The sequence below is a fragment of the Streptomyces sp. ITFR-16 genome (assembly GCF_031844705.1).
Lineage (GTDB): Bacteria > Actinomycetota > Actinomycetes > Streptomycetales > Streptomycetaceae > Streptomyces.
Map to the genome: position 1 here is coordinate 4824787 of NZ_CP134609.1, position 14918 is coordinate 4839704.

11 protein-coding genes are annotated in these 14918 nt (G+C 70.8%); 5 read left to right on the forward strand and 6 right to left on the reverse strand.

The annotated features are described in order from the left end of the window. Nucleotides 1–97 precede the first annotated feature (97 nt). The 5 genes from RLT58_RS21435 to RLT58_RS21455 form a co-directional block, all read right to left on the reverse strand. Nucleotides 98–508, reverse strand: a complete 411-nt coding sequence (locus RLT58_RS21435) for a hypothetical protein (protein WP_311311991.1) — start codon at nucleotides 506–508, stop codon at nucleotides 98–100. Between the two features lie 76 nt (nucleotides 509–584). Beyond that, nucleotides 585–1103, reverse strand: coding sequence for a hypothetical protein (locus RLT58_RS21440; RefSeq protein ID WP_311311992.1), 519 nt, complete (start codon nucleotides 1101–1103; stop codon nucleotides 585–587). A gap of 193 nt (nucleotides 1104–1296) precedes the next feature. Continuing rightward, nucleotides 1297–2877, reverse strand: a complete 1581-nt coding sequence (locus RLT58_RS21445) for an MFS transporter (RefSeq protein ID WP_311311993.1) — start codon at nucleotides 2875–2877, stop codon at nucleotides 1297–1299. Between the two features lie 231 nt (nucleotides 2878–3108). Further along, nucleotides 3109–4938 (reverse strand): asparagine synthase (glutamine-hydrolyzing), encoded by a 1830-nt coding sequence (asnB, locus tag RLT58_RS21450; RefSeq protein WP_311311994.1) that lies wholly within the window; start codon nucleotides 4936–4938, stop codon nucleotides 3109–3111. A 218-nt stretch (nucleotides 4939–5156) separates the two neighbouring features. Further along, nucleotides 5157–8441 carry a S41 family peptidase gene (locus RLT58_RS21455; RefSeq protein ID WP_311311995.1) on the reverse strand — a complete coding sequence of 1095 codons (3285 nt, stop codon included), beginning with the start codon at nucleotides 8439–8441 and terminating at the stop codon, nucleotides 5157–5159. 161 nt (nucleotides 8442–8602) lie between these two features. On the opposite strand from RLT58_RS21455, the gene RLT58_RS21460 reads away from it, so the two are divergent. Together RLT58_RS21460 and RLT58_RS21465 are read left to right on the forward strand one after the other, a co-directional pair. Continuing rightward, entirely contained in the window at nucleotides 8603–9175 is a 573-nt protein-coding gene (locus RLT58_RS21460) for a TetR/AcrR family transcriptional regulator (RefSeq protein ID WP_311311996.1), read from the forward strand. A 111-nt stretch (nucleotides 9176–9286) separates the two neighbouring features. Beyond that, nucleotides 9287–11515: an MMPL family transporter gene (locus tag RLT58_RS21465; protein WP_311311997.1), complete on the forward strand. Its 2229-nt coding sequence runs from the start codon at nucleotides 9287–9289 to the stop codon at nucleotides 11513–11515. A 159-nt stretch (nucleotides 11516–11674) separates the two neighbouring features. On the opposite strand, the gene RLT58_RS21470 is transcribed toward RLT58_RS21465, so the two are convergent. Then, nucleotides 11675–12025 (reverse strand): SsgA family sporulation/cell division regulator, encoded by a 351-nt coding sequence (locus RLT58_RS21470; RefSeq protein WP_311311998.1) that lies wholly within the window; start codon nucleotides 12023–12025, stop codon nucleotides 11675–11677. 190 nt (nucleotides 12026–12215) lie between these two features. Between RLT58_RS21470 and RLT58_RS21475 the strand changes: the two genes are divergently transcribed. The 3 genes from RLT58_RS21475 to RLT58_RS21485 are packed head-to-tail and all read left to right on the forward strand — an operon-like array spanning nucleotide 12216 to nucleotide 14886. Then, nucleotides 12216–13283, forward strand: coding sequence for an energy-coupling factor ABC transporter permease (locus RLT58_RS21475; RefSeq protein ID WP_311311999.1), 1068 nt, complete (start codon nucleotides 12216–12218; stop codon nucleotides 13281–13283). Continuing rightward, nucleotides 13283–14116, forward strand: coding sequence for a cobalt ECF transporter T component CbiQ (gene cbiQ, locus RLT58_RS21480; protein ID WP_311312000.1), 834 nt, complete (start codon nucleotides 13283–13285; stop codon nucleotides 14114–14116). Before RLT58_RS21475 ends, cbiQ begins: the two co-directional genes overlap by 1 nt. Beyond that, on the forward strand, nucleotides 14113–14886 hold the full coding sequence (locus RLT58_RS21485; protein ID WP_311312001.1) for an energy-coupling factor ABC transporter ATP-binding protein: 774 nt from the start codon (nucleotides 14113–14115) through the stop codon (nucleotides 14884–14886). The genes cbiQ and RLT58_RS21485 overlap by 4 nt, the downstream gene beginning before the upstream one ends. The last annotated feature ends 32 nt before the right edge of the window (nucleotides 14887–14918 follow it).

Consider the following 14918-nt stretch of genomic DNA (forward strand, 5'->3'; position numbering starts at 1 on the left):
CCGCATCCGCGTCGAACGGCGCACCGTACGCGTAGGCACAGAGCCGGAACGGCCCGCCGGGGGGAGCCGGCAGGCCGTCGCGGGTGTCCGAGGCAGGTCAGCTCTTGGCCTTGTACGTGGTGTGGGCGACGCTCGAAATGGGCCAGAACTCGTCGTCCACGCCGAGGATGGCGAGGGTGGCGTTGCCGGAGTTCGACGCGCGGTAGGTCCACCCCTTGGTGGCCTTCACCGACACGGTGGGCGTCGTGCAGGTCGTCGCCTTCCGGCAGGCCTTGCCGTCGGACTTGAACGTCTTTCCGTTGTTCCCGGAGAGCGCCACCGTGGGGCGCAGGATGAGACCCTTCTTCTTGCAGGTCATCTTGGCGTTGGCGTACACGGTGCCGCCCGTGCGCCAGAGCGTCACGGAGTTGGTGCAGCCCCCGTACGCCTTCCCCGAGCCGGTCTGAGCCGCCTGGGCGGCGGTGCCGGACACCGCGATGAAAGCGATCGCGGCCGTTCCGACGGCCATGCTCCGGACAATGGTCTTGCGCATTCTTTTCCTCCGTTTGCTGGTGCGGCGGGAAGCCGCGATGAGGCCGGGGTGGTCAGGCCCGGCCCGCGATGCGCCATGCGTAGGCGCCGCTGTTCGACGTACCTCCGCTGACGACGGCGTCAAACTTTCCGTCGAACGAAATGGTGCGGGCTTTGGCTCCGCATTCCACTTGTTCCTTGCTGTCTCCCTTCGGGAGAGAGACAGTTACCGTGACGGCGCCGCTGCCGGAGCACGCGATCTGGAACAGATGGTCACCCGGCAGCGATTCGGAGATCTTCTGGCCGGACGCGTTGGCCCAGTCATATCCGGATGCGACGGGAGACGTCCTGTAGCCGCTGGGTGTGTATTCGTCGACGAGAGCCTTGGCGGGCTTCGCCGCGTCGTCCAGGCTCTTCTTGCCGGGCGACGAGTGGGCGGCGGCACCCGAGGCCGAGGGGTGGCCCTTCGAGGGGTGGCCCTTCGCCGGGCCTGCTTCTCCGGAGCAGGCCGACAGGCCGACCGCGGCAAGCCCCGCCGCGAGCAGGACACCGGCCGACCGCAGGTGTCCGTACTTCTTGGCCGCCTTGCTCAACTTTTTCCCCGGTCGACGAACGCGTCGACCTCCCCGTGAAGTTGACATAAGTGGACCGTAATGAATGGGCGAGTGCGGCGTCAAGAAATTGATGGAATGCTGCCGAAGAAACCGGGATTCAAAATTCGTTCGGCTCGTTCCTATTTTGAGGAAGATCTGAGGTTGTGGGGCGTGGTCGGGGATGACGGGCCTCTTATACCGCGTTCCGCTTCGTTTTGCCGTGAGTGCCCTCGTGCGGTGTCGGGGCGCGGTGGTCGATGGGACCCGGCTTCCGGTCCGGGCGGAGGGCGGCGAACAGGACGGCGGCGCCGAGGAGCGTGATGCACATGATCCAGACCGCGCCGACGTGCATGGCGTGGACGAACGCGTCGTCGGCGGCGTGCGCGAGCGCGGGCCGGTGGGTCGCCTCGGCGGCGTGCCGGGCCTGTTCGGCGGAGATCCGGGCCTGGTCCCGTACCGGGGCGGGCGCGTCGGAGAGCGAGGGTTCGATCGCGCTCCGGTAGACGAGCGACATGATCGTGCCGCCGACGGCGATCCCGATCACGCTGCCGGTCTGGCGCACGGTGTTGGTGACGGCGGACCCGGCACCGGCCCGGTCCAGCGGCAGCGTGCTGACGAGGGCCGCGGTCACCGGACCGAGCACCATGCCGATGGTGAGGCCCTGGACCAGCAGCAGGAACTCGATGCGGACGAGTGGGGTCCGCAGCCCGAAGAGTCCGTACGCGCCCATGGTCAGGGCGGCGACGACGAGGGCCGGCACGGTGACGGGCCGGAGCGACCAGCGGCGCACCAGGCGCGCGCCGACGGGCGCCCCCAGGACCGCGCCGAGGGCGGTCGGGAGCCCGGCGAGGCCCGCTTCGAGGGGTGAGTAGCCGCGTGCGCCCTGGAGGTAGAACGCGCCGTAGAAGGTGATGGCGGACACGGCGAAGAGGAGCAGCCCGAGCGCCGCGTTGCCACCCCCGAAGGCACGTCGTGCGAGCAGCCGGGGGTCGAATCCGGGTACGCGGGCCCGCAGTTCGGCGAGGACGAAGGCGGTCAGCAGGACGGCTCCGACGGCGGTCGGCGCCCAGACGTCCGTACGGCCCCAGGCGGCCACCTGGCCGGCGCGGATCAGCCCGTAGGCGAGTGCGGCGAGGCCGCTGACGGACAGCAGCATCCCGGCCGGGTCCAGCGGCCGTACCACCGGGCTGCGGAAGTCGGGGACGAACAGGACGACGCCGAGGAGCGCCACCACCACGACGGGGACGTTGACGAGGAAGACCGAGCCCCACCAGAAGTGCCCGAGCAGCACCCCCGCCAGTACCGGGCCCACCGCCATCCCGACACCGGCGGAGGTCGAGGAGACGGCGATGGCGGTCGACCGGGCGGGCCCGGTGAAGGTCCACATGAGGATGGCCATGTCGGCGGGCATGATCAGCGCACTGCCGACCCCCATCGCGGCCCGCGCGGCCACGAGTTGGCCGGGACCGCCCGCGTACGCGGCCCACACGGACGCCCCGGCGAAGACCACCAGCCCCGTCACGAGTACGGTCCGGTGCCCGAAGCGGTCGCCCAGTGCGCCGGCGGTGAACATCAGCGTGGCGAAGGCCAGCGTGTACGCGCCGGTGGCCCATTGCAGCTCGGCCGGTCCGGCGTCGAGCCCGCGGACCGGGTCGGCGAGCGTCTCCAGGGTGGTGCTCAGGACGGTGTTGTCCAGCCAGATCAGCAGCGAACACACCATGAGGACGGCAAGGATCAACTGCTGCCTGTTCTTGGGCAGCGCAGACGTGGTCATGAATACCTTCGGACGCGATCGGGAAATCCTGACGACCGGACCGTAGGTATTTATCGGGTGGGTGTCAATTCCTTTGGTGAGCCGCATGGTTGGCGATTTTCGAGCAATCGCGAGGGCATATCCGCAGGCATTGTGTCAATCGCCGATGTGCCTTTTGACTTCATGCGAATTCCGTGCCCCGGACGGAAAGGGGAAATCGAGGAGCGGGCCGGGGCCCGCTCCTCGTCGGGGTCAGACCCTGACCGTCGGGTGGTGGATGTCGAACCACGCGCCCAGGTCGAGTGTGCGCTCCAGCAGCATCCGCTGCCGCTGGTCCAGGTCGGCGGCGGGCCGGGTGGTGGCCTCGGTGAGGCGCTCGCGGTTGACCAGGTCCGTCGCGGCGTGGCCGGCGCGGAGCAGTTCGGCGCCCTGGGACTGGATGGCCTCGACATAGGCGGGGTCGAATGTGCCCGGGTATCCGCTCTTCTTGCGGTTGGCGACCGACTCGGGCAGGACATCCCGGGTCGCGGCACGCAGCAGGCTCTTCTCACGGCCGTCGAAGGTCTTCAGGGACCAGGGGGCGTTGAAGACGTACTGAACGAGGCGGTGGTCGCAGAACGGGACGCGGACCTCCAGGCCGACGGCCATGCTCATCCGGTCCTTGCGGTCCAGGAGGGTCTGCACCATGCGGGTCAGATGGAGGTGGCTGACCACCCGCATGCGCTGGTCCAGGCCCGTCTCCCCGTCCAGGGCGGGGGTCTGCGCGACGGCCGTCCGGTAGCTGTCGGAGATGAAGTCCCCGAGGGCCAGCGCGGGCTTGAGGTCCTCACTGATCTGGCCGCCCGATTCGATGAGCGAGTGCCGGCCCGCCAGCCAGGGGAAGGTCTCGGCGTACCGCCGCTCGTCGTGGAACCACGGATAGCCGCCGAACACCTCGTCGGCCGACTCGCCGGACAGCGCCACGGTGGAGTGGCGGCGGACCGCGGCGAACAGCAGATAGAGGGAGTTGTCGCGGTCGCCGATGCCGGCCGGCAGATCACGGGCGCCCACGGCCGCGCGGCGGACCTCGGGGGCGGACAGCGCGGCCCCGTCCAGGATGATGTCCTGGTGGTCGCAGCCCACGTGTTCGGCGACGGCGTGGACGTAGGGCGTGTCCTGGGTGGGCGAGACGTCGATGGCCTGGAAGTGCTTGTCCTGGTCGGGGAAGTCGACGGCGAAGCTGCGCACCGTCTCGCCCTGGGGCGCCAGGTGGATCTGTGCCAGGGAGGTGAGCGCGGAGGAGTCCAGGCCGCCGGAGAGCAGCGTGCAGCGGGGCACGTCGGCGACGAGCTGGCGGCGCACGATGTCATCCAGTAACGCGCGGACGTGCGCGACCGTCTCGTCCTTGCTGTCGGTGTGCGGCTCGGAACGCAGCCGCCAGTAGATGTGGTGGCGCATCCCGCCCCGGTCCAGGACGATGATCTCCCCGGGCCGCACCTCGCGCATGCCCTCCCAGACCGCGGCGCCGGGCGTCTTGGCGCCGGCGAAGAGCTCGCGCAGGCCGTCGAGTCCGACGACGGGGGCGACGGTGGGATTGGCCAGGATCGCCTTGGGCTCGGAGCCGAAGACGACGCCGTCCTCGGTCTCGTAGTAGTAGAACGGCTTGATGCCCATCCGGTCGCGGATCATCACCAGGCGCTCGGTGCGGGTGTCCCAGATGGCGAAGGCGTACATCCCGTTGAGGTGCTCCACGAGCTTCTCGCCCCACACGAGGTAGCCGCGCAGCACCACCTCGGTGTCGGAGTCGGTGTCGAACCGCTGCCCGGCACGGCGCAGTTCCGAGCGCAGCTCGGTGAAGTTGTACGCCTCGCCGGAGTAGACCATGCAGACCGCCCCGTCGGGAGTCTCCACGGTCATCGGCTGCGCGCCGCCCGGCAGGTCGATCACGGCGAGCCGCCGGTGCCCCAGGGCGACGTGCGGCGCCACCCACGCGCCCGCGGCGTCGGGGCCGCGGCACGCCATGGTCCGTGTCATGGCGTCGATGTCTTCTTGATGTTCCGTCAGGTCACGCCGGTAGGAGACCCAGCCGGTGATTCCACACATGAGAACCCCAGTCCACTCGAAGAGAGTTGCCTCGGGTGACTGTTGCCCTATACACGCAGTTAGTCCATGTGGAATGCGGGATCGCTTGTGTGGCATTTCTGACAGGTAAATTCATGTTAACGGCAGGTTTCGGGCACCCTGGAAAAGTTTGCGCCAATGGTGACGGCGCGAGGGTGCGGCGCGGGATCGACGGTGAATCGCGTGGAGGGTTCCTGTACTTATCTCGGCGGCAGCGGCGGGCGCCTCTTGTCCGGTGCTGTGTCGTAGCTCGGGGGTGTCGCCGGTGGGTGGGCGGCCAGGAGGTCCAGGGCTACGCGGACCGCGTCGTCCAGGACTGCGTGGCGGCCCTCGGCCCAGTCCAGGGGGGTGCGGAGGGCTTCCAGGTCGGGGGAGACGCCGTGGTTCTCCACCGACCAGCCGTACGTGTCGAACCAGGCCGCGTTCATCGGGACCGTGATCACCGTGCCGTCGCCCAGGCGGTGGCGGCCCGTCATGCCGACCACGCCACCCCAGGTGCGCTGGCCGACCACCGGGCCGAGTTCGAGCAGGCGGAACGCCGCGGTGATCATGTCTCCGTCGGAGGATGTGGCCTCGTCGGCCAGGGCGACCACCGGGCCCCGGGGGGCGTTGGAGGCGTACGAGACCGGCTGGGCGTCTCGGGTGAGGTCCCAGCCGAGGATCGTGCGGGTGAGCTTCTCGACGACCAGTTCGCTGATGTGACCGCCCGCGTTGCCGCGTACGTCCACGATCAGGGCGGGGCGGGAGACCTCCATGCGCAGGTCGCGGTTGAACTGGGCCCAGCCCGAGCCGCCCATGTCGGGGATGTGGAGGTAGCCGCACCGGCCGCCGCTCAGTTCGCGGACGACCTCGCGGCGCTTGGCGACCCAGTCCTGGTAGCGCAGCGGGCGTTCGTCGACCAGCGGGACGATCGCGATGCGGCGGGAGCGGCCCTCGCCGCCCGCCGGGGTGAAGGTCAGCTCCACCGTGGTGCCGCCCGCCGCCGCGAGCAGGGGGTAGGGGCCGGTGACCGGGTCGACCGGGCGGCCGTCGACATGGGTGAGGACCGCGCCCTCGCGGATGCCCGTACCGGCCAGCGGGGAGCGGGCCTTGGAGTCCGAGGAGTCGCCGGGCAGGATGCGCTGGACGGTCCAGGCGCCGTCCCGGCACACCAGGTTGGCGCCGAGCAGGCCGATCGCGCGCTGGTAGTGCGGCGGGCCCTCGTTGCGGCGGGCGGGCGAGACGTACGCGTGCGAGGTGCCGAGTTCGCCGAGCACCTCGCGGAGCAGGTCCGCGAACTCGTCGGGCGTGGCGACCCGTTCGACCAGCGGGCGGTACTGGTCGAGGATCGCCGGCCAGTCGATCCCGCACATGTCCGGCTCCCAGAAGTAGGAGCGGATGATGCGGCCCGCCTCGCCGTACGCGCCCCGCCACTCCGCCCCCGGGGCGACCTCGTGCAGGATGCGGCGCAGGTCGAGGTAGACCGTGGAGTCGTTGTCGCCGGGCTCGGTGGCGGGGACGGCGCGCAGTTCGCCGTCGTCCATGACGACGAGCCGGGAGGCGTCGCCGCTCACGGCGAACCAGTCGAGGTGGTCGACGAGTTCGGTCTTCCTCGCCTTGGCGATGTTGAAGTGCTCCAGCGTCGGGCGGCCCGACATGTCCGCCGGGTTGGCGAACGTCTCGCCGAGCGCGCCGGAGATCGGCCAGCGCAGCCAGACCAGGCCGCCGCCGCTGACCGGGTGGAGCGCGGAGTACTTGGAGGCGGAGACCGGGAACGGCGTGACCCGGCTCTCCAGGCCCTCGAACTCGACGGTCACCGTGGAGCCCTCCGCCGTACCCGCCTCGGCCGAGTCCACCGGGTCGAGGCCGCCCGCCGCGGGCCGGCCGTCGGGGGAGAGGGCGAAGGGGGACGGGGTCGCCGAGGAGAGCGGGACGAGATACGGGCGGCAGCCGAGCGGGAAGGACAGGTCCCCGGTGTGCACGTCGTACACCGGGTCGAAGCCGCGCCAGGAGAGGAAGGCCAGATAGCGGCCGTCGCCGGTGAAGACGGGGTTCTCGTCCTCGAAGCGGCCGTTGGTGACATCGACGATCACCGGGGAGCCGGGCCCCATGATCCGGGCCAGCTTGATCTGGCGCAGCGAGCGGCCGATGCCGGGGTGCGACCAGGTGAGCCAGGCGCCGTCCGGGGAGAACGCCAGATCGCGGACCGGGCCGTTGACGGACCGGATCAGCTCGGTGGGCTCGCCGCTCGACGTCTCCTCGTCGGTGTCCAGCAGGAGGAGGCGGCCGTCGTGCGAGGCGATGGCGAGGCGTTCGCCGTCCGGGTCGGAGATCAGCTCCTGGACCCTGCCGATCAGCCCGGAGGCGAGCCGGCGCGGGGCGCGGTCGCCGCTGGCGCGCGGCAGATGGGCGATCTCGATCGCGTCCTCGCCCTCCGCGTCGGTGACGTACGCGACCTGGCTGCCGCTGCCCAGCATCTCCGGCAGCCGGACCCGGACGCCTGGGGTGTCGGTGATGGTGCGGGCGGGGCCGTCGCGGTGGGTGAGCCAGTACAGGCTGCCGCGCACGGCGACGGCGCTCGCCCGGCCGGTCTCGTCCACGGAGAGCGAGTCCACGTTGCTGGCGGCTGGCACCTGGTAGGAACGCCGTCCGGTGCGCGGTCCGCCGAGCCGCACCTCCAGTTTGCGCGGGACCGCGGTGGGCGACTCCAGGTCGTCGACGAGCCACAGCTCGCCCGCGCACTGGTAGACGACCCGCCGTCCGTCGCTGGAGGCGTTGCGGGCGTAGAAGGCGTCGTGGTCGGTGTGGCGGCGCAGGTCGCCGCCGTCGGGGCGGCAGGAGTAGAGGTTGCCGACGCCCTCGTGGTCGGAGAGGAAGGCGATCCGGCCGCCGACGAACATCGGGGTCGCGAGGTGCCCGTCGATGTCCGGGAGCAGCCGCTCGCCGTGCAGCCAGAGCCGGCCCATGGCCCCGCCCCGGTAGCGCTTCCAGGCGGCCGGCTCGTGCGGGGGTGTGCCGGTCAGCAGCAGGGTGCGGCGCTCGCCGTCGATGTCGGCGACCGCGATGTCCGAGACCGGGCCCCAGGGCAGCTTGCCGCCGGGGCTGCCGTCCGTGGGGACGCTGTAGGCCCAGGAGAAGTACGAGAACGGCTGGTTGTGCGAGGACACGGCGAGGATCTGCGAGGCATCGCCCGGATCGGGGGTCCAGCCGCAGACCCGGGCGTCGGTGGAGCCCCAGTGGGTGAGCCGGCGGGACGGGCCGCCGTCGACCGGGGCGAGGTGGATCTCGGGGTCCAGGCTGCGCCAGGTCGTGTAGGCGATGCGGGAGCCGTCGGGGGAGAAGCGCGGATGGCTGACTCTGGTGCGGTCGACGGTCAGCCGCCAGGCGCGCCCGGGCCGCACCCCCTCGGGGGCGAGCGGGGCGACCCAGAGGTCGTCCTCCGCCGCGAAGCAGAGCAGATCCTCGTGGAGGTGCGGGAACCGGAGATACGAGACGTCGTCACTCACCCCCCAATGCTTTCCGCGCGAGGGGGCCGCGGCAACTTGTGGTGCGGGACACAAGCGAAACTATTTCGTTTCGCTAGGCGCGCGAGGTACCGTCCTGGTGTACGAAACAGTTTCGTTCGATGACGGGACCCAGGGACAACCCAGGGACAGGAGGTCGACACATGGCACGCACACGGCTCACGCCCGAGCGTGAGAGCGAGCTGTACGCCGCCGTGCTCGACCTGCTCCGCGAGGTCGGCTACGACGCCCTGACGATGGATGCCGTCGCCGCTCGCACCCATTCCAGCAAGGCCACCCTCTACCGCCAGTGGGGGAGCAAGCCTGCTCTCGTCGTCACGGCCCTGCGGCACAACAAGCCCGTCACGCTCGGCGAGGTGGACACCGGCTCCCTGCGCGGTGACTTCCACGCCGTCCTGAGCCGCAGTGACGACTGTCAGATGGAGAAGGACGCCGCGCTGATGCGGGGTCTGAGCCATGCCGTCCACGACAACCCCGACCTCCTGCAGGCCCTGCGCGAGCTTCTGATCGAACCGGAGATGACCGGTCTCGACACCCTGCTGCGCCGTGCCGTGGACCGGGGTGAGCTGCGTCCGGACAACCCGGCGCTGAAATACGTACCGCACATGCTGATCGGCGCTGTCGCCGCCCGGCAGCTGGTCGAGGACCGCGCCGTCGACCAGGCGTTCCTTCTCGACTACGTCGACTCCGTGATCCTCCCCGCTCTCGGAGTCTGACAGCCGTCCCCACGGCCCTCTCCCCAAGCCCCACCTGACACGCCGCTCTCGTCGTCGGGCTGGTTCCTCACGCCCCATTCCACTCAACGACCTGACCGGGAGTACGCCCCCGTGGCCACATTCCTCTACAAGCTCGGACGGCTCGCCTTCCGGCGCCGCCGCTATGTCGCCCTGATCTGGGTGGCACTGCTGGCGCTCGCCGGGTTCGGCGCGGCCTCCGCGTCCACCGCCACCTCCAGCTCCTTCTCGATTCCGGGTACGGAGGCCCAGAAGGCCTTCGACCTGCTGGAACAGCGATTCCCCGCGGCCAGCGCCGACGGCGCAACCGCGCGCATCGTCTACAAGGCCCCCGAGAACGAGAAGATGACGGACCCGGCCAACAAGGCCGAGGTCAACAAGCTCACCCGTGAGCTGAAGTCCGGCTCGGACCAGATCGCCTCGGTCGTCGACCCGTACGCCGGCAAGGCGGTCTCCAAGGACGGCTCGACCGCGTACATCTCGGTCACCTACAAGGTCAACTCGATGGAGCTGACCGACGCCACCCGCGACGCCCTGGAGGACGCCGGGAAGGCGGCCCAGAAGAGCGGGATGACCGTCGAGATCGGCGGTGACGCGCTCCAGGTGATGCCGGAGACCGGCGCCACCGAGATCATCGGTGTGGCGATGGCGGCCGTGGTCCTCGTGATCACCTTCGGCTCGCTCATCGCGGCGGGTCTTCCCCTGCTCACCGCCCTGATCGGGGTCGGCATCGGGGTCTCCACGATCACCGCGCTGGCCAATGTGCTCGACCTGGGCTCCACCACCTCCACCCTCGCGATGATGATCGGCCTCGCGGTCGGCATCGACTACGCGCTGTTCATCGTCTCCCGCTACCGGGCCGAGCTGGCCGAGGGCCGGGAGCGCGAGGAGGCGGCGGGCCGCGCGGTCGGCACCGCCGGGTCCGCGGTCGTCTTCGCCGGGCTCACCGTGGTCATCGCCCTGGTCGGCCTGGCCGTCGTCAACATCCCGATGCTGTCGAAGATGGGCTTCGCCGCGGCCGGCACGGTCGCCATCGCGGTCCTGATCGCGCTCACCCTGGTCCCGGCCATGCTGGGCTTCGCGGGCAAGCGGGTCATGGGGCGCCGGGCCCGCAAGGCCGCCGAGGCGGAGAACAGGCCCGAGGCCAAGCCGAACATGGGCACCCGCTGGGCGCGGTTCGTGCTGCGCAAGCCGGTGTGGGTGCTGCTGGTCGGGGTCCTCGGCCTGGGCGCCATCGCCGTACCGGCCGCCTCGCTGGAGATGGGTCTGCCGGACGACGGCTCCCAGCCCACCAGCACCACCCAGCGGCGCGCCTACGACCTGCTCTCCGAGGGCTTCGGCCCCGGCTTCAACGGGCCGCTGATGGTCGTCGTCGACACCGCGAACAGCGCCGACGGCAAGACCGCCGCCAAGCAGGTCACCGACGAGATCTCCGGGATGAAGGGCGTCGTGGCGGTCAGCCCGGCCACCTTCAACAAGGCCGGCGACGCGGCGATGATCACCGTCGTCCCGAAGGACCGGCCCAGCTCCGTCGAGACGGAGAACGTGGTCCACGCGATCCGCGACGCGGGCCACGACATCAAGTCCGACACCGGCGCCGAGGTGCTGGTCACCGGTGCCACCGCGATGAACATCGACTTCTCGCAGAAGATGAACGACGCGCTGCTGCCCTACCTGGCACTCGTGGTCGGCCTCGCCTTCCTGCTGCTGATGGTGGTCTTCCGGTCGGTGCTGGTGCCGCTGAAGGCGGCGCTCGGCTTCCTGCTCTCGGTCGTCGCGGCCCTGGGCGCGGTCGTCGCGGTCTTCCAGTGGGGCTGGCTCGGCTCGCTCTTCGGGGTGGAGCAGACCGGTCCGATCATGTCGATGATGCCGATCTTCATGGTGGGCGTGGTCTTCGGTCTCGCGATGGACTACGAGGTCTTCCTCGTCACCCGGATGCGCGAGGCGTACGTCCACGGCGAGAAGCCCGGCCAGGCCATCGTCACCGGCTTCAAGCACGGGGCCCGGGTCGTCACGGCCGCGGCCGTGATCATGATGGCGGTCTTCTCCGGCTTCATCGGCTCCAGCGAGCAGATGATCAAGATGATCGGCTTCTCGCTCGCGATCGCCGTCTTCTTCGACGCGTTCATCGTGCGGATGGCCATCGTGCCCGCTGTGCTCGTCCTGCTCGGCAAGCGCGCGTGGTGGCTGCCGCGCTGGCTGGACCGGGTGCTGCCCAACGTGGACGTCGAGGGCGAGGGCCTGCGCAAGGAGCTGGCCGAGGTGCCCGCCGACGGCGCCGGTCCGGACGCCGACGGAGAGCGTGAGCTCGTCCGCGTCTGAGCCGACGGTCTCGGACACCTTCGAGAGCCGCTGAACCCCGGGGCCGCGTCTGAGCGGAGCGCGGCCCCGGAAGCCCGGGTTACCTGTGGGGACGGGGGGCCGGGGCGACGAGAGCCCCCGTGCACGCGTGCACGGGGGCTCTCGCCATGTCCGGGGCGGTCAGGCGCGCGCGGTCTCGGGCTTCGCCTCGTGGTGCGTGCGCCGGAGGAACCGGATCAGCGGCGCCGCGTCGAACTGCACCACGTCGACGCCGTCCGCCTCGTGGTGCTCGACCACCAGCTGGACCCGGCCGCAGGGCCAGATCCGCCAGGGGCCGTGCTCGACGGGGGCGCGCAGCCCGCGCTCCAGCAGATCGCGCTCGACGGCCCAGTCGGTGCCGCCCGGAAAGAGGACGTGGATGGTGTCGGGCGCGTCGGCGGTGTCGTAGCGCAGCTCGACCGGGACCACGGGCAGATCGCGGGCGTCGGTGACGAGCCGGGCGCGGGCATGTTCTTTGATCACAGGGGACATGGGCCGGCTCCTCCTATGCATATGTCTTGTTCGTCATCCAATGTCCCATATTTTACGTAAAGAGCACTGTGGGAACCCTGGGCAGTTGTGACAGACCCGCTCTTGCGAACGCTTCGCAACAAGGCCCTATCCTTGAGAGGTTCACGACCCCGCGCAGCAACGCAGGAACGCAGGAAGCGGAGCCTCCCCCATGCATGTACCCGACGGATTCATCAACGCACCCGTCTCCGCCGTCGCAGGCGTCGTCGCCGCCGGTGCCGTCGCCGTCAGCCTGAAGGGGGCCCGCCGCGAGCTGGACGAGCGCACCGCGCCGCTGGCCGGGCTCGTCGCCGCCTTCATCTTCGCCGTGCAGATGCTGAACTTCCCCGTCGCCGCCGGCACCAGCGGCCATCTGCTGGGCGGGGCGCTGGCCGCCATCCTGGTCGGGCCGTACACCGGCATCCTCTGCATATCCGTCGTCCTGCTGATGCAGGGCATCCTCTTCGCCGACGGCGGGCTCACCGCGCTCGGCGTGAACGTCCTCGACATGGGCATCGTGACCACGGTCGTCGCCTACGCCCTCTTCCGAGGCCTGGTCGGCGTGCTGCCGCGCACCCGCCGCTCGATGACCGCCGCGTCCTTCGTCGCCGCGCTCGTCTCCGTACCGGCCGCCGCCTGCGCCTTCACGCTGATGTACTGGATCGGCGGCACCACCGACATCCCGATCGGCAAGGTCTTCACCGCGATGGTCGGGGTCCACGTCCTGATCGGCATCGGCGAGGCCGCGATCACCGCGCTGACCGTCGGCGCCGTCATCGCCGTCCGCCCGGACCTGGTGCACGGTGCCCGGGGCCTCACCGCCCCGCTCAAGCTGCGCGTCAACGGCGAGCTGGTCGACGCCCCGGCCGCCGCCCCCGAGCCCGCGCCGGCCGCGCACCGGCCCACCCGGGGCCTGTGGGCCACCGGCCTGGTCACCGCCCTCGTGCTGGCCGGCTTCGTCTCCTTCTACGCCTCCGCCGACCCGGACGGCCTGGAGAAGGTCGCCACCGACCAGGGCATCGACAAGGAGGCCAAGGAGCACGCGGCCAAGGACTCCCCGCTCGCCGACTACGGCGTCAAGGACGTCTCCAATGCCCGGCTCTCCGGCGGCCTCGCCGGCGTGATCGGCGTCGGCGCCACCCTCGTCGCCGGCAGCGGCGCCTTCTACGTGGTCACCCGCCGCCGCCGTGCCAAGGACGAGCAGGCGGGCAGCGACGTCCGTACCGACGAGAAGGTCTGATGGGCGCCGGCGCTCCGCGGAAGCCCACCACGCACAGCGACACCCCACGCCCCCGGCCCGCCCCGGGCCAGGGTGCGGCGGGGCACGCCCACAAGCTCTACCGGCACGGGCACTCGCCGGTCCACGACCTGCCGCCGCACTGCAAGCTCGCCGCCGTCTTCTGCTTCGTCGTGGTCGTCGTCTCCACCCCGCGCGAGGCCGTGTGGGCGTTCGGGCTGTACGCGCTGCTGATCGCCGGCGTCACCGCCCTGGCCCGCATCCCGGCCGCCTTCCTGCTGAAGCGGCTGCTGATCGAGGTGCCGTTCGTCGCGTTCGCGCTGCTCATGCCGTTCGTCGTGCCCGGCGAGCAGACCCACGTGCTCGGGCTCTCCGTCAGCGTCCCCGGACTCTGGGGCGCCTGGAACGTGCTGGCCAAGGGCACCCTCGGCGTCGCCGCCTCCGTGCTGCTGGCCTCCACCACCGAACTGCGCTCACTGCTGCTCGGCCTCCAGCGCCTGAAGCTGCCGCCGCTGCTCGTCCAGATCGCCTCCTTCATGATCCGGTACGGCGATGTGATCACCGACGAGATGCGCCGGATGTCCATCGCCCGCCGCTCGCGCGGCTTCGAGGCGCGCGGGGTACGGCAGTGGGGTGTCCTCGCCAAGTCGGCGGGCGCCCTGTTCATCCGGTCCTACGAGCGCGGCGAACGCGTCCATCTCGCGATGGTCAGCCGCGGCTACACCGGCACCATGCCGGTCATCGACGAGGTGACCGCCTCGCGCACCCAGTGGGCGTACGCCTCGGCACTCCCCCTGCTCGCCCTCGCCGTGTGTCTGCTGGGATGGACCGTATGAGCACCGACCCCGACCCCGTACCGCCGTCCCTGGAGGTCAGCGGCCTCGCCTACGCCTATCCCGACGGCCACCAGGCGCTCTTCGGCGTCGACCTGACCGTCGCGCACGGCGAACGCGTCGCCCTGCTCGGCCCCAACGGGGCCGGCAAGACCACCCTGGTCCTCCATCTCAACGGCATCCTCGACGCGGGCGCCGGCACCGTCCGCGTCGCCGGGCTGCCCGTCGCCAAGCGCAATCTCGCCGAGATCCGCCGCCGCGTCGGCATCGTCTTCCAGGACCCCGACGACCAGCTCTTCATGCCCACCGTCCGCGAGGACGTCGCCTTCGGGCCGGCCGCGAGCGGGCTGCGCGGCGCCGAGCTGGAGGAACGGGTCACCGAGGCCCTGGAGCAGGTCGGCATGGAGGAGTTCGCGGCCCGCCCGCCGCACCACCTCTCCTTCGGCCAGCGCCGCCGCGTCGCCGTCGCCACCGTCCTCGCCATGCGCCCGGAGATCCTCGTCCTGGACGAGCCCTCCTCCAACCTGGACCCGGCCTCCCGCCGTGAACTCGCCGACATCCTGCGCTCCTTGGACGTCACCGTGCTGATGGTCACCCACGACCTGCCGTACGCGCTGGAGCTGTGCGGCCGCGCCGTCATCCTCAGCGACGGCGTCATCGCCGCCGACGACCGCACCCAGGACCTCCTGTGCGACGAGGAACTCATGCGCGCCCACCGGCTGGAGCTCCCCTTCGGATTCGATCCGCGTTCCGTGACGGTGAACATGAGGTGACCCGCCCCACCCGCGACCTGCGACGCCGTGCA

What these genes read in the sequence shown, in the direction of transcription:
- RLT58_RS21435 (WP_311311991.1), bottom strand. Translation starts at nt 508, where the DNA reads ATGGCCGTCGGAACGGCCGCGATCGCTTTCATCGCGGTGTCCGGCACC.
- RLT58_RS21445 (WP_311311993.1), bottom strand. Translation starts at nt 2,877, where the DNA reads ATGACCACGTCTGCGCTGCCCAAGAACAGGCAGCAGTTGATCCTTGCC.
- asnB (WP_311311994.1), bottom strand. Translation starts at nt 4,938, where the DNA reads ATGTGTGGAATCACCGGCTGGGTCTCCTACCGGCGTGACCTGACGGAA.
- RLT58_RS21460 (WP_311311996.1), top strand. Translation starts at nt 8,603, where the DNA reads ATGGCACGCACACGGCTCACGCCCGAGCGTGAGAGCGAGCTGTACGCC.
- RLT58_RS21470 (WP_311311998.1), bottom strand. Translation starts at nt 12,025, where the DNA reads ATGTCCCCTGTGATCAAAGAACATGCCCGCGCCCGGCTCGTCACCGAC.
- RLT58_RS21475 (WP_311311999.1), top strand. Translation starts at nt 12,216, where the DNA reads ATGCATGTACCCGACGGATTCATCAACGCACCCGTCTCCGCCGTCGCA.
- cbiQ (WP_311312000.1), top strand. Translation starts at nt 13,283, where the DNA reads ATGGGCGCCGGCGCTCCGCGGAAGCCCACCACGCACAGCGACACCCCA.
- RLT58_RS21485 (WP_311312001.1), top strand. Translation starts at nt 14,113, where the DNA reads ATGAGCACCGACCCCGACCCCGTACCGCCGTCCCTGGAGGTCAGCGGC.